The 15,532-nt window shown below is 42.2% G+C and carries 12 protein-coding genes; 6 read left to right on the top strand and 6 right to left on the bottom strand.

Annotation, left to right across the window (positions count from 1 at the left end):
• Positions 1-8: 8 nt before the first annotated feature.
• The 3 genes from recN to nadK all read right to left on the bottom strand — a co-directional run bounded on the left by recN (position 9) and on the right by nadK (position 3,293).
• On the bottom strand, positions 9-1,682 hold the full coding sequence (gene recN, locus L3Q70_RS06725) for a DNA repair protein RecN (protein ID WP_237115115.1): 1,674 nt from the start codon (positions 1,680-1,682) through the stop codon (positions 9-11).
• A gap of 73 nt (positions 1,683-1,755) precedes the next feature.
• Positions 1,756-2,313: a hypothetical protein gene (locus L3Q70_RS06730; RefSeq protein ID WP_193988664.1), complete on the bottom strand. Its 558-nt coding sequence runs from the start codon at positions 2,311-2,313 to the stop codon at positions 1,756-1,758.
• Between the two features lie 95 nt (positions 2,314-2,408).
• Positions 2,409-3,293: an NAD(+) kinase gene (nadK, locus tag L3Q70_RS06735; protein WP_062570748.1), complete on the bottom strand. Its 885-nt coding sequence runs from the start codon at positions 3,291-3,293 to the stop codon at positions 2,409-2,411.
• Between the two features lie 122 nt (positions 3,294-3,415).
• Between nadK and L3Q70_RS06740 the strand changes: the two genes are divergently transcribed.
• Together L3Q70_RS06740 and grpE are read left to right on the top strand one after the other, a co-directional pair.
• The gene (locus tag L3Q70_RS06740) at positions 3,416-4,360 is read left to right on the top strand and encodes an HrcA family transcriptional regulator (RefSeq protein WP_193988944.1); all 945 of its coding nucleotides are present in this window, start codon (positions 3,416-3,418) and stop codon (positions 4,358-4,360) included.
• A 58-nt stretch (positions 4,361-4,418) separates the two neighbouring features.
• On the top strand, positions 4,419-5,027 hold the full coding sequence (gene grpE, locus L3Q70_RS06745) for a nucleotide exchange factor GrpE (protein ID WP_062570750.1): 609 nt from the start codon (positions 4,419-4,421) through the stop codon (positions 5,025-5,027).
• Between the two features lie 88 nt (positions 5,028-5,115).
• Here grpE and L3Q70_RS06750 read toward each other — a convergent pair whose 3' ends face one another.
• Complete coding sequence (locus L3Q70_RS06750; RefSeq protein WP_228074450.1) at positions 5,116-6,324, bottom strand: Bcr/CflA family efflux MFS transporter; 1,209 nt, start codon at positions 6,322-6,324, stop codon at positions 5,116-5,118.
• Between the two features lie 174 nt (positions 6,325-6,498).
• Between L3Q70_RS06750 and L3Q70_RS06755 the strand changes: the two genes are divergently transcribed.
• Positions 6,499-7,296, top strand: a complete 798-nt coding sequence (locus L3Q70_RS06755) for a M48 family metallopeptidase (protein ID WP_062570751.1) — start codon at positions 6,499-6,501, stop codon at positions 7,294-7,296.
• Between the two features lie 70 nt (positions 7,297-7,366).
• Here L3Q70_RS06755 and L3Q70_RS06760 read toward each other — a convergent pair whose 3' ends face one another.
• Both L3Q70_RS06760 and L3Q70_RS06765 read right to left on the bottom strand, forming a co-directional pair.
• Positions 7,367-8,149 (bottom strand): nucleoside-binding protein, encoded by a 783-nt coding sequence (locus L3Q70_RS06760; RefSeq protein ID WP_237115116.1) that lies wholly within the window; start codon positions 8,147-8,149, stop codon positions 7,367-7,369.
• Between the two features lie 355 nt (positions 8,150-8,504).
• Complete coding sequence (locus L3Q70_RS06765; RefSeq protein ID WP_237115247.1) at positions 8,505-9,818, bottom strand: Na+/H+ antiporter NhaC family protein; 1,314 nt, start codon at positions 9,816-9,818, stop codon at positions 8,505-8,507.
• Between the two features lie 293 nt (positions 9,819-10,111).
• Here L3Q70_RS06765 and dapB point away from each other — a divergent pair, with 293 nt between their 5' ends.
• The 3 genes from dapB (at position 10,112) to carB (ending at position 15,488) form a co-directional block, all read left to right on the top strand.
• The gene (gene dapB, locus L3Q70_RS06770; protein ID WP_237115117.1) at positions 10,112-10,909 is read left to right on the top strand and encodes a 4-hydroxy-tetrahydrodipicolinate reductase; all 798 of its coding nucleotides are present in this window, start codon (positions 10,112-10,114) and stop codon (positions 10,907-10,909) included.
• Between the two features lie 207 nt (positions 10,910-11,116).
• A complete protein-coding gene (gene carA, locus L3Q70_RS06775) occupies positions 11,117-12,253 on the top strand; it encodes a glutamine-hydrolyzing carbamoyl-phosphate synthase small subunit (RefSeq protein WP_055020805.1) in 1,137 nt (378 codons plus the stop codon).
• Between the two features lie 16 nt (positions 12,254-12,269).
• Complete coding sequence (carB, locus tag L3Q70_RS06780; protein ID WP_062570755.1) at positions 12,270-15,488, top strand: carbamoyl-phosphate synthase large subunit; 3,219 nt, start codon at positions 12,270-12,272, stop codon at positions 15,486-15,488.
• The last annotated feature ends 44 nt before the right edge of the window (positions 15,489-15,532 follow it).

Raw genomic sequence — 15,532 nt, forward strand, 5'->3', positions numbered from 1 at the left:
TTAACAAATTATGCATGTGCGCTTATTAACTCTTTCGCATTTGCTCTTGCTGTTTTGCTAATATTATCGCCACCCAGTAGACGTGCAATTTCGTCTATACGGCCATCTTTTGATAGTGTATTCATTTGCGTAAAGGTTTCGCCATGAGCAATTTCTTTGGCAACAAAAAACTGTTGATGTCCAGAGCTGGCAACTTGAGGTAAATGTGTAACGCATATAACCTGGGTTGATTTCCCAAGTTGGCGCAGCAGCTTTCCTACGGCGGATGCTGTCGGGCCTGAAATACCCACATCCACTTCATCAAAAATTAAAGTTGGCGTGGTCACGCGCTCTGCAATAATCACTTGAATAGCTAAACTAATACGCGATAATTCACCACCGGATGCAACTTTTGATAGAGCTTGTAAAGGTTGACCTGGGTTAGTCGATACCAAAAACGAGACTGTGTCAAAACCCATTGCGCTAGGTGTTTTGTCGGGTGTTTGTTGTATATCAATCGCAAACTTGCCATTTTCCATTGATAAATTAGCCATGCTATCGCTAATTAGCTGATTAAGTGTATCAGCATAACGATGGCGACTTTCACTTAATAATTGAGCCGCTTGCTTGTATTGTTCAAGCGCGTCGCTAATTTCGCTTTCAAGTGCGCCAAGGCGGTCGCTGTTATAACTAATTGATGCTAATTCTTTTGCGATTGATTGATGGAACTCAACAAGTTCTTCAGGCTTAATGTGATGCTTACGCGCCAAGTCCATGATGCCTGTTAAACGAGTTTCTACATCGTCTAAACGGGCTGGGTCTAGATCTGTCATGTCAACATAACCACGGATCTCTCGGCTAGCTTCTTCGACTTGCACTGCGGCTTCATTTAAAAGCGTGGCGATACCCGTGAGGCTCTCATCATACCCTGCAAGTTCAATAAATTGCTGTGCACTGTGCTGTAGCAGTGAGCATGCACTTTGTTCATCAGCTTCATATAAATGCTGTAATTCACGCTGGCATGATTCTAAAATAGTTTGGCTGTGGCTTAATTTGTGATGCTCGGCTTCTATTTCTTCAAACTCACCAGGTAGTAAAGCAAACTCATCTAATTCGGCAACTTGATACTCAAGTAACTGCTTTTGCGCAGCTTGTTGCTGTTGTTGTTGCTCAAGCTGGTTAAACTCTTTTAATAATGCTTGATAGGCTTTGTAGCGCTCTTTAACATCAGCAAGCAATGTCGTGTGACCAGCATACGCATCGAGTAAATGCAGTTGATGATCAGATTTTAATAGATGCTGGTGGGCATGTTGACCATGAATCGATATTAAGTACTGGCCAAGCTCTTTGAGTTGTGCAGCAGTCACTGTGCTGCCATTGATGTAGCTTTTACTACGACCATTTTTGCAAATCACACGACGTAATAGACATTCGCCATCAGCATTCGATAACAAATGATGCTCTAGGAATTGCTGCGCTAAAGGAAGCGTTGAAATATCAAACTGCGCACAAATTTCTGCACGGTCAGTGCCAGGGCGAACGGCTGTTGCATCGGCTCGTTCACCTAAACACAATGAGAGTGCATCTATTGCAATTGATTTACCGGCACCTGTTTCACCGGTAATGGCTGTCATACCATGATGCCATTCCGTACTTAAACTACTCACAATGGCAAAGTTTTTAATTTCTAACCCAATTAACATACTGTTTATCCATCCAGCTAATTAACTGTTAATTTATACAGTGTTTTTGGGTTTTGCAAACTAAATTTGTATTTTAGGTTAATTCTGTGAGCTGTTCTTGTCGGTTTAAATCTTCAATCTCTTGGGGGGCAATACTTTGCTGGTGATCATCAATTGATTCTATAGAAGGGTAGAACTTGATAGTCTCAACCAATGAAGGGAATGTTTCTTGATAAAAGGTTTTATTAAACTCGATACCATTACGGGGCAGTTGCGCCATAAAATACTGTAAACGGTCTGCAAGTTGGTCGTGTTCAGCTTCACTCTGTAAACGACTTGCTTCTGCAATGACCGTATTGATAAATAGATCACTGATATATTCGAGCTGGTTCAAATTCTCTTCGTTATGTGCTTGCACGACGAAATAGTTACTTGTTATTTGATGTAAGCTGCCTATATTTTTAGGGCGAATGAGCTTGGCTTCACTAAATTCAATTAACTTGATTTTGAAGTCATTGTTGATTTCTTTTACGCGTTGATTGAAGCGCTTTTTTTCTGCTTCGATTGCTTTTTGACGATTACTTTCGATGATCCAGTAACAACCTAGCAAGGTGATCAGCAACAGTAGAGCAAGAAAAACGATATAGCCCATTTCGGATTAGATTCCTTAAATAATTACAGCTTTAAGTCTGAATATTTTGCGCTAATCACTTTGACTTGGCAATTATTTAAAGCAAAAAATGTGTTTTAAAATAACCGACTTCCCCAATTCAGTTTTTTTCTCAGAACATTGTAGTAAGAATAGTCTTTAGGGTGGATTAGCCGTAAACGTTTATCTGCTTTTTTTATCACCACTTCATCACCAGGTAATACTGCCAGCACCACATGACTGTCACAACTAACTTGTAAACTGTCTGTGTTTTCAAGGCTCAGTTTCAAACGAACTTCGTTATCGGCATCAACAACCAAAGGGCGACTTGAAAGAGTATGAGGAAACATAGGCACAAGTGATATTGCGTTCAGCTCAGGGGTTAAAATTGGCCCGCCTCCAGAAAGAGAGTATGCCGTCGATCCAGTAGGGGTTGACACGATTAAACCATCTGAACGCTGTGAAAAAACGAAATCGTTATTAATAAAGGCCTCAAACTCTATCATATGAGCGACTTTATCAGCATGAAGCACCGCTTCGTTTACGGCTGAATTTGCGCTTTTTAACTCAGCGTGGCGATACACTTCTACTTCTAACAGAAAGCGTTTTTCTTCAATATATTGCCCACTAAGAACTTGTTCTAAGCTGGCTTCAAAGCCTTCTGGGTTGAGGTCTGTTAGAAAGCCTAAATTGCCACGGTTAACGCCAATAACAGCAACATCAAAGCGTGCTAAAACTCTTGCCGCACCCAGCATATTTCCATCACCACCTACTACAATGGCTAAATCTGCCCGTTCGCCTAAATCGACTAGCTTGACTAATTGCTCACTGGGCACATCTTCAAGTTGTCTTCCTGTACGTTGTTCAACAAGCACTTCAAAACCTAATGCGAGCAAAAAAGTATGAAGGCGTTGTAGTGTGTTGGCTGCACCTGAGTGGTTTGGCTTGCCGATTAAGCCGATAGTTTTGAACGGAGAATCCATATTGTGTGCACTTAGCGATGTCATACGGATAGAGTACATTAAAAATTAAAGCTTTGAAAATACCTTGAAATAAACATGCTATGCCCAGATATTAACTGGCAAGAGATAAGATGTATGAATTTATGAAATTAAACCCTCGCGACCAACAAATTTTTTCAGCTGTGATGAGCCTCTACTGTAATGGTGAAGGCCAACCGGTAGCATCTACGCGCATTGCAAAACAAAAAGGCATGGCAGTGTGTTCTGCAACGATACGAAATGCAATGTCGAGACTCGAAAAAGAAGGGTTACTTTATTCTCCTCACACATCGGCAGGTCGGGTGCCAACGAATGCGGGCTTCGATTACTGGTTGTCGGAGTTTTTTGCATTGTCAGAAGTGGCAGCATATTGGCAGCCTGAACAATCTCAGTTAGTTGAGCTTGCACATGGTTTAAGTCAGCGTTACAAGGTGTGCTGTTGTGTTGGGTTACCTCAGGTCAGTTCGCAGTTAGTATTTCGAGTTGAAGTGTTAGATTTTGACGGCTCTAATTGGCTTATTCTATTAATAGACCGTGCAGGACAAAGTAACAATATATGCATTTCTAAGCCACAAGATGCCAGCGATACGGTTCGCTACCAATTTGCTACTTGGTTGAATACGGTGTTTAGTCAACAAACGCTTATGGAAGGTTTGTATCGTATGCAAGCGATGGCGAATACCGCTCCCTATAACTGCCATGACTCTTTAACGCAATGGACACGAGAGTTGAGTCAGAAGCTCGGTTCTGATAACAGCATAGTGGTCGGGGAAAATTATTTATATCGTCAAGTTGATTGCCAAACGAGCTTAAACATCGGGGTCTCGTTTTTGGACTATGTTGAAGATAAGCTGGCGTTCAGAAATGGCTTATCGGTATTAAATACCGAGCAATTACCTTTCACTGACTGTGATGAGTTAATGGTATTAAGTGTGCCGTACTTTAATAACCAACAATATCAAAGTAGATTTTGTGTTATTTGTCCAAAATCAGCACAAATTGAAGCAATCATCCAAGAATTTAAGTCAATCGGGTCACGTGCCTCTTGAATCTTTTGATTCTATCCCCATAATTACCGCAGTTGTAAAGAATTGGAGCATTTAAGCTATGTCAGAGCAGACAAAATCACCAGAGCAAGAAGTTGAATTAAACGAAGAATTTGAACAGATGCAAGCGGACGTTGATGCAGCTGTAGAAGCAGCAGAGCAAATGGAAGGCGAAGAAATGAGCCCTGAAGCAGAAATTGCATTACTGCATAGTGAACTTGAAGCTGCAAAACAGACTATTAATGATCAAAAAGACAGTGTTGTACGTGCTGCCGCAGACGTTGAGAACATGCGTCGTCGCGCTGCTCAAGATGTAGAAAAAGCACATAAATTTGCACTAGAGAAGTTTGCTAATGAGTTACTTCCAGTGATTGATAATTTAGAGCGTGCAATTGAATTTTCTGATAAAGAAAATGAAGAGCTTAAGCCTGTACTTGAAGGCATTGAGATGACAGTTAAGAGCTTTAATGACGCAGTTGCTAAGTTTGGTGTTGAAATTGTCAACCCACAGGGCGAGCAATTTAACCCAGAGTTCCATCAAGCGATGTCAATCCAGCCAAGTAACGATGTTGCACCTAATACGGTATTAGCTGTGATGCAAAAAGGTTACACACTAAACGGTCGTTTACTTCGCCCTGCGATGGTGATGGTATCGAAAGAAGCTGAATAAGCTTTAAAATATATAAAAAATGCCTGTTAATCACAGGCATTTTTTTTGATAAGTTACCAACCATTTAGCTCCTAGAATGATTAAATATTTAAGTCGATTGGTATCGTTTTCTGTGCCACAGCTGTACGAGTAAGATAAGTATCAGTGCACTGAACATCATCGCAGAAAATGGAATGGCACTTTGTGGATGAACAAACGCAAGGATAGGGCCGACTAAAGCACCACTGCCAAATCGAAGTGTACCAATCACCGCCGTTGCCGTACCTGACTTTTCTTCAAATTGCATCAATATTAATGAGTCTGCATTACTTGCTACAATACCTAAACTCATCATTAGTGGCGCTATTGCCGCAACGATAAAGTAAAGTGATAAATGCACCACACTGAATAACAGCAATGCCCCACCAGAAACAAAACCAATACCAAGGCCGATAAATAATAGCTTACGAGAACCTAAGCGTGGTACCAAACGGGTATTCATAAAGTTACCAAACATTAATGCTAAGACATTAAACGCAAACAGCACACCGAATAGCTGCTCATCAACGTTAAAAAAATCGAGGTAGACATAAGGTACTGATGTTAAAAAGCAGAAGAACGCAAACGAAGCAAACATCGAGCTGGCAATATCTGCTAATGCACTTTTACGTGAAAACACGGTTTTATAACTATTAAAAAATAGTGCAAAACCACGTTGTTGACTTTTAAAAATGGGGATATCTATTAAGTATATTTGTACTAAGGCTAAAATCGCAAAGCTGTATGACGCTAAAGCAATAAAAATCACTTGCCACGTTGAAATTCCCATGATCAAAGAACCCAAGGTTGGTGCGATAAGTGGTGCAACCATCATGATCATTGAAACATATGACATACCTTTGGCTGTATGCTCACGGTAGATATGGCGAATAATACCAGGAACAACCACTGTTGCAGCTGCACCTGTAAATGCTTGTATGGCTCTGAGCGTCCAAAACAACTCAATATCATCACAAAAAGCTAAGGCCAATGATGTTATTCCAAATAGCACTAACCCCACTTTTGCAAGTAGCCGCCTGCCCAGCTCATCTGCAATAGGCCCAAAAAATAACATACCTAAAGCATAGCCTGCCAAATAGATACTTAGAGATATCTGCACATTTGGCATCGTGGTCTGTAAATCGTTAGCAATAACAAGCATTGCAGGTAAATACAAATCAATCGCCAGTGGTGTAATAGCAACAATACTTGCGAGTAAAGGTAATAAAATGCGTTTATTTATCGAGTCAGGGGAAGGCATTGCATACTCATTAATCATTTAATAGGTCACTATTGTAGCAGCGTCGAACGCAGGGGTGAACTTAGTTTGCCTGCTAAGTAAAAGAATTAACTAAATAATAACAACTGAGTGGGTGATTGTTCATTTTCATATAAAATTAAGCAATGCTTTGCTATATTAATCAAAATTACACTAAGTATTTGAAGGATTAGTATGAAAAAGTTAGTTATGGCAGTGCTCGCTACGACTATTTTAGCTGGCTGTAAAACATCTCCAACGGGACGTACGCAAATTGCACTTTATTCAGACCAGCAAATGAGTCAAATGGGTCAAGCAAGCTTTGCAGAAATGAAAAAAACACAGCCGATTAACTCCGATCCTCGTGTAAATAATTACGTGAAATGTATTGCCAATGATGTCATTGCGGTACTACCTCAAGAATATGCTAACCAGTCATGGGAGGTGGTTGTATTTGAAGAGGACTCTGCAAATGCATTTGCATTACCAGGGGGTTACATAGGTGTGCATACCGGTTTATTAAAAGTCGCAACTAATCAAGATCAATTAGCGACGGTACTTGGCCACGAAGTCGCGCACGTTATCGCTGAGCACTCAAATGAACGTGTATCGCAAAACTCTCTTTTACAAACGGGCCTGCAAGTCGGTGGCGCAGCACTTGATATGGGTAATGTGCAGTATCGAGGTGAAATCATGCAAGCCTTGGGATTAGGAGCGCAATACGGTGTGGTACTACCATTTAGTCGCTCACATGAATCAGAGGCGGATATTGTTGGCTTAGATTTAATGGCAGAAGCGGGCTTTAACCCTGAGCAGTCGGTATCTTTATGGCAAAACATGAGTGCAGCAGGGGGCAGTGGTACACCAGAGTTTATGTCGACTCACCCGTCTCCTGGTAACCGTATTAAAGAGTTGCAAAAGCATATGCCAGATGCGTTAAAAGCCCAACAAACGGCTAGAGCAAAAGGCAAAACTCCTCAGTGTAAACTGTAATCGAAATAATTAAAAAAGCCTGCTGTTAATGATTACAGCAGGCTTTTGTTATTCTGTAATTGCTAGCTAATTAAAACGTCCACTCAACGTGCAGCTGTGGGACTGATTCAGTTGTATTTGTACCTAACTTGTTGTGCCAGTATTGCCACTCAAGGCCCAACAGTAGGGTGTTTTCTTTCATGCTCATTGCATGACCTAAATCCCACGTGATGATTGGCTGTGCTAATATCCACGCTTTAACGTCTTCGCCAAATTCATTTTCACGCTCAGCAATGTATTCAACATGGCCCGTTACGTTGAATTTTTGTGAGCCGATAGTAAATGGGTAGCCCCATGCAACATCAATCATCCAGCTGTTTGTTTCAGTCGGTGCACCACCACGTGCTGCGCCTTCACTGTCATCAATGTAAGCGGTAAACAAAGTAGATAAAAAACTAAACCCAGGTGCTTGCCAGCTAAGTTTTACACCAGGTAAATACTTTAGAACTTTTGAGTCACCTGCAGCGTTAAAACCTGCCGTCAAACCCACATCACTGATTGCGCCATAGGAAAAGTCACTACCTGATATTTTTGATAAACTGAAGGTTGAATACCACTCACCATAAAAATCTTTATCTTGATAGCCGTCTTGTAAGCCATCATCACTGTAGTCGATAAAAAAGAAGTTATCGCCGTAGTCATAGCCTGATGCATGCTGTAGCGATACCACAGTGGTATTTGATTCGGCTAGTGTGAACGGGTTTTTTTGATCGCCGTTATTAATGTGTAATTGTGTAGAGCTCCAGTTAGCGGCATAGCTCGAAGTACTTACTGCACAAAGCGCAGCAACAGAAAGGATCTTTTTCAAGTTCATATCTCAATTTTGATGGTGTAAAGGGGTTATATACCCAAGCCACCTCAAGATGCAGAATTCAGCGTTTCACAGGAGCTTAATATCAAGGCGTTACTTTGCAAGAATGGCAGTCCCTTTTAAGAAGTAACAACGATGAGAGTGAGTGCCTGTGAAGCGCCCAAAGGGTTGGTTTAAAAGCGATTTATACTGCGTTATTGATTTTAACAATAGAACCACTATTACTTGCAATCAATGCCTTGCCTAAATCGCTTTTAATTCCAACTGAAACTCGCACTTTGAGGTGGTTTGGGTATATACAAGAGGATTATAGCAGATACGCCCATATTTGGGCGTATCGAGAGAAAAATTATTTAACTTATGCTTTATTTCGGCGTAAGCAAATGACTGCTATCGCAGTGAAAGCAAGAATAAAGCAGTAGTAAGATGAGGTAGATACTTGCCATGGGCTAATTTTGAAAGTAGCGCCGAGTAAAAGCGCTTGTGCGCCATACGGTAGCGAACCTTGTGTTACGCAAGCAAAAATATCAAGTAAGCTAGCTGAGCGCTTTCCTGTAATGTCGCCATCATCCGCTAATTTTTTAGCAATCGGGCCTGCTACAATGATTGATACTGTATTATTGGCAATACATAAGTTACTAGTCATAACGAGAGCAGCAATCCCTAATTGATCCGCAACTTTACGGTGCCACTTTGCAATGATTTTAGTGATTGCTTGAATTTTGTTAGCAATGTAATCAAGGCCACCATTAATGCGGATAAACTCAGAAAGACCACCAATAAACATCGATAGCAAGAAAATTTCCTGCATATCTGTGAAGCCTTTATAGATATCTTTAACAAAACTTGCACCTTCATAGCTGCCAGTAAAGCCCATGAGTGCAGCGAAGATAATACCGCTAAACAGCACCACAAAGACATTAAAGCCCATAACTGCTAGCATTAAGATAAAGGCATAAGGTAACACTAATAAAATGTCGAAGTCTTGCGTCTCTACAGCTTCTGCAGCAGGCGTTAAGAAGAATAATAAACCGATAGTTAATGCCGCAGCGGGTAAGGCGATTTTTAAGTTCTCACGGAATTTATCTTTCATTTCACAGCCTTGCGTGCGGGTTGCAGCAATGGTTGTGTCAGAGATGATTGATAAGTTATCACCAAACATGGCACCCGATACAATCGTACCAGCCATCAGTGATGGATCAATCCCCGTTTTTTGCGCAACTGCATAAGCAATCGGGCCAATGGCACCGATAGTCCCCATTGAAGTACCCATCGCAGTCGATACAACCGCAGCAATTAAAAATAACCCAGGGAGTAATAAAGCAGGTGGAATAAGTGATAAGCCTGCATTAACAACTGCATCGACACCACCGGTTGCACCGGCAACGGCAGAAAACGCACCGGCAAGCAGATAAATCAAACACATAGTGATGATGTTGCTATGGCCAGCACCTTTAATAAATGTTTCAACACTGTGGTTGATGGTATTTTTATTTAAAATAAATGCCAGCATGATGGCAGGTAAAATAGCCACTGGAGCAGGCAATTGATAGAAGGCGTAATCGACACCTTGAGATTGTAAGTATAAGCCAGCGCCTAAAAATAAGCCGACAAACACCAAAAGCGGCAGCAAAGACAGTTTTGCTTTTGTTTTATTAAATGATGGCTGCATCATATTCCTCGTTAGATAACCAATAACACAGCCAAATACTTCTTTTAGCTGTATTTAGTTGCCCGCATTATGAAAAGACAATGCTGTGCAACAGCGCCCGCAAGCCAAAGACCAAATCGGCGCAAAGGAAGAAGTTTAAATGTATAGATGGCTAAATGCAAAGACTATCTGTTATTATTGTTGTTATTTAATAAAATCTAAAATTAGCTCTGTATTTTTTATAAGCTAACCTGACTATTACATGAGTTTTCGATAAAATCCAGCCAGCTAAGAAGAATAGATAAGGTAATTATATGAACCGCATAGGTGTATTTGGCGCAAATGGCCGCATGGGACTTGCACTTTTAGAAGCTGTCTCAAAAAAAGATGACGCAACATTAACCGGCGCGTACGTGCGTAATACTTCGCCACTTATAGATATAGCGGTTAATCAATTAAACAGCGCTGCATCAGTGGATGTATTATTTAGTAAAGAAACAGACGTAAAAGATGCTGATGTATTGATTGATTTCACTTTACCAGCAGGAATGCGCAAGCACCTAAAAACAGCGCTCGAAAAAAATATCGCCATGGTCATAGGTACCACGGGACTTAATCAAGATGACATTGACGCCCTAAATGAAGCGGCGAAGCACATTCCGATTGTTTTTGCTCGCAACTATAGCGTAGGTGTGAATTTACTGCTTAACTTAGTGCAGACTGCGGCTGTGAAGTTTGGCGATGACATGGATATCGAAATATTTGAGGCTCATCATCGCCACAAAATCGATGCGCCATCAGGGACTGCATTGGCAATTGGTGAAGCGATTGCCGAGGCAAAAGGCTGGCAGCACGATGAAGTCGCGCGTTTTGATAGAAGCGATGACGAACACGCAAAATCGCAAAATGAAATCGGTTATTCGGTCATGAGGGGTGGAGATATAGTAGGTGAACACACCGCATATTTCGCAACTTCTGGCGAAAGGCTAGAATTAACTCATAAAGCAAGTTCAAGAATGACCTTCGCGTTAGGTGCAGTAAGAGCTGCGGGCTGGTTGAAAAATAAACCAGCTGGACTTTATGACATGCAAGATGTGCTTGACTTGAAGTAGTTTAGTTTCTTTTTTGGCAGTTTCAGTGAATTTTTCATTAATAACGCTTATTTTCACTATTTTATTAATTAAGGTTAGATCTAAAAGCTAATTTACTGTAGAATAGCGCCAATTTGCCAAAAATTCATAAATGCGTGTTTCCAATCGCTTTAAACGGGCAGTAGAGCAAATGACTTTACTCCCGTTTTTTACTGTTAGGAGGTTAACTTGACTAAATCCGCTCTGTTAGTCCTAGAAGACGGCACAGTGTTTCGCGGTACTGCAATCGGCGCTGACGGCATGTCAGTCGGTGAAGTAGTATTCAATACGTCTATGACTGGTTATCAAGAAATTTTGACTGACCCTTCATACGCGGAACAAATCGTAACTTTGACGTACCCACATATCGGTAATACGGGTACTAACAGCGAAGACGAAGAAGCGGGTCAAATCTGGGCTAAAGGCCTAGTGATCCGTGATTTGCCACTGCTAGCAAGTAATTTCCGTAACGAGCAATCGTTAAGTGATTACTTAAAAGAACGCAATATCCTAGGTATTGCTGACATCGACACTCGTAAATTAACACGTATCTTACGTGATAAAGGCGCTCAAAATGGTTGTATCATTGCAGGCGACGAGTTAGATGAGAATAAAGCGCTTGAAGCTGCGCAAGCCTTCCCAGGCTTAAAAGGCATGGATTTAGCAAAAGTTGTCTCAACCAAGGAAAATTTTGAGTGGCGCGAATCAAGCTGGACGTTAGGTTCAGGCTTTAAAACGCTAGAAGCAGCAGACGAGAAGTTCCACGTTGTTGCTTATGACTTCGGTGTAAAACGTAACATCTTACGTATGTTAGTTGACCGTGGTTGTAAATTAACCGTCGTTCCTGCACAAACATCTGCAGAAGACGTACTGGCATTAAACCCAGACGGTATCTTCTTATCAAATGGCCCAGGCGACCCTGAGCCGTGTACTTACGCGATTGAAGCAATCAAAACTTTCCTAGAAACAGACACGCCAATCTTTGGTATCTGTTTAGGTCACCAATTACTTGCACTTGCCTCAGGTGCACAAACGGTGAAAATGAAGTTTGGTCACCACGGTGGTAACCACCCAGTTAAAGACCTTGACCGCAATGTTGTGATGATCACAGCGCAAAACCACGGTTTCGCAGCTGACGAAGCAACATTACCAGCGAATTTACGTGCAACTCACGTTTCATTATTCGATGGCACGCTACAAGGTATTCACCGCACAGATAAGCCTGCATTTAGCTTCCAAGGTCACCCTGAAGCAAGCCCAGGCCCACATGATGCGGCACCATTATTTGACCACTTCATCGACCTGATGCAAGCACGTTCTAACTAATTTAACCGGAGTAACAATGCCAAAACGTACCGACATAAAAAGCATTCTTATCTTAGGCGCAGGCCCGATCGTAATCGGTCAAGCTTGTGAATTTGACTACTCTGGTGCACAAGCGTGTAAAGCACTACGAGAAGAAGGCTTTCGAGTAATTCTTGTCAACTCGAACCCTGCAACTATCATGACTGACCCTGAAATGGCGGATGCGACGTACATCGAGCCAATTCACTGGGAAGTGGTAGAGAAAATCATTGAAAAAGAAAAGCCTGATGCAGTACTGCCTACTATGGGTGGTCAAACAGCATTGAACTGTGCGCTTGATTTAGATAAGCACGGCGTACTGGCAAAACACGGTGTTGAGTTAATCGGTGCAACTGCTGATGCAATCGATAAAGCTGAAAACCGTGAGCGTTTTGACGTAGCAATGAAAAACATTGGCCTTGAGTGTCCGCGTGCAGAAATCGCTCACTCAATGGAAGAAGCGCATGACGTGCTGAGCCGCATCGGTTTCCCATGTATCATTCGTCCATCATTCACTATGGGTGGTACCGGTGGTGGTGTTGCATACAACCAAGAAGAATTTGATGAAATTTGTGAGCGTGGTTTAGACTTATCACCAACAAATGAACTTTTAATCGATGAATCATTAATCGGTTGGAAAGAATACGAAATGGAGGTTGTTCGTGACAAAAACGACAACTGTATCATCGTATGTTCTATCGAAAACTTTGACCCTATGGGTGTTCATACTGGTGACTCAATCACGGTTGCACCAGCGCAAACTCTGACTGATAAAGAATATCAAATCATGCGTAATGCATCGATGGCGGTACTTCGTGAAATCGGTGTTGAAACAGGTGGCTCAAACGTACAGTTTGGTGTGAATCCAGTTGATGGCCGAATGGTTATCATCGAGATGAACCCACGTGTATCGCGTTCATCTGCACTTGCATCAAAAGCAACCGGTTTCCCAATTGCGAAAATCGCAGCGAAACTAGCTGTAGGCTACACGCTTGACGAGTTACAAAACGATATCACTGGTGGCAAAACACCAGCGTCTTTCGAGCCATCAATCGACTACGTTGTTACTAAGATCCCACGTTTTAACTTCGAAAAATTCGCAGGTTCAAACGACCGCCTAACAACACAGATGAAATCTGTGGGTGAAGTGATGGCAATTGGTCGTAACCAACAAGAGTCATTGCATAAAGCATTACGAGGTCTTGAAGTTGGCGCAACGGGCTTTAACCCAATTGTTGCTCTTGATGATCCGAAAGCAAAAGAAAAAATCATCCGTGAATTACGTGAGCCAGGTGCTGAGCGTATTTGGTACGTTGCTGATGCAATGCGTCACGGTATGAGCGTTGAAGACGTTTTCGAACTAACGAAGATTGATCCTTGGTATCTAGTGCAAATCGAAGACATCTTAAAAGACGAAGCAACAATCAGCGAAGTAGGTATGGCTGGTTTAAATGCTGAGTTCTTACGTAAGCTTAAGCGTAAAGGATTTGCTGATGCGCGTATCGCAGAAATTGCCGGTGTTTCTGAAGCAGAAATTCGTAAGAAGCGTCATCAGTTAGATATCGTGCCAGTATACAAGCGCGTTGATACGTGTGCTGCAGAGTTTAGTTCAGATACAGCTTACATGTACTCATCTTACGATGAAGAGTGTGAAGCGAATCCATCTGACAAAGATAAAATCATGGTAATCGGTGGTGGTCCTAACCGTATCGGTCAAGGTATCGAATTCGATTACTGTTGTGTTCACGCAGCATTAGCTTTACGTGAAGACGGCTATGAAACAATTATGGTTAACTGTAACCCTGAAACAGTTTCAACTGACTACGACACATCAGATCGTTTATTCTTCGAGCCAATCACGCTAGAAGATGTATTAGAAATCGTACGTGTTGAAAAGCCAAAAGGTGTTATCGTTCAGTACGGTGGTCAAACACCACTGAAACTTGCTCGTGAGCTTGAAGCGAATGGCGTGCCAGTTATTGGTACTTCACCAGATGCAATCGACCGTGCAGAAGACCGTGAGCGTTTCCAACAGCTTGTTGAGCGTTTAAACCTTCTTCAACCAGAGAATGCAACGGTTACTTCTTTAGAAGAAGCGATTGTTAAGTCTGCTGAAATTGGCTTCCCACTGGTTGTACGTCCTTCGTACGTACTAGGCGGTCGTGCGATGGAAGTGGTTTACGATGAAGACGATTTACGTCGTTACATGACTGAAGCAGTATCCGCGTCAAATGAAGCGCCAGTACTACTTGACCACTTCTTAGATAACGCAATCGAAGTTGACGTTGACGCTATCTGTGACGGTGAGCAAGTAATTATCGGTGGTATCATGGAGCATATCGAACAAGCCGGTGTTCACTCAGGTGACTCAGCGTGTTCATTACCAGCTCACTCACTAACTGCTGAAGTACAAGACATAATGCGTAAGCAAGTGACTGATATGGCACTAGAGCTTGGCGTAGTCGGCCTGATGAATACGCAGTTTGCTGTGAAAGACGGTAAAGTTTACTTAATCGAAGTAAACCCGCGTGCTGCGCGTACAGTACCGTTCGTTTCAAAAGCGACAGGTATCGCACTTGCAAAAGTTGCGGCACGTTGTATGGCGGGCCAGTCGCTGGCAAGCCAAGGTATTACAAAAGAAGTAATTCCTCCTTACTACAGCGTAAAAGAAGTGGTTCTGCCATTTGCTAAGTTCCAAGGTGTTGACCCAATCCGTGGCCCAGAAATGCGCTCAACGGGTGAGGTAATGGGTGTTGGTGAAACTTTCGCCGAAGCATTCGCTAAAGCACAATTAGGTGCAAGCAACACTTTACCACGCGGTGGTCGCGCGTTACTATCGGTACGCAACAGTGACAAACCACGTATTGTTGAATTAGCTAAAACCATGACTGCTTTAGGTTTTGAGCTAGATGCAACGGGTGGCACTGCAAAAGCGCTAGAAGAAGCGGGTATTGCAGTTCGTCGCGTGAACAAAGTATACGAAGGCCGTCCTCATATTCTTGATAGAATTAAAAATGGTGAATACAGCTACATTGTAAACACTACTGAAGGTCGCCAAGCGATTGAAGATTCGAAGGTGTTACGTCGTGGTGCGTTACAGCACAAAACTAACTACACAACGACACTGAACGCGGCATTTGCTAACTGTACTGCAAACCAAGCAGACGACCGTAGCAAGGTGACGTCAGTTCAGGAACTACATCAGCGAATGAACTAAGGAAATGTGCCAAGGGCGAGGCAATCGCCCTTGGGATTAAGTGA

This window comes from Pseudoalteromonas sp. CF6-2, assembly GCF_021729425.1.
Classification (GTDB): domain Bacteria; phylum Pseudomonadota; class Gammaproteobacteria; order Enterobacterales; family Alteromonadaceae; genus Pseudoalteromonas; species Pseudoalteromonas arabiensis.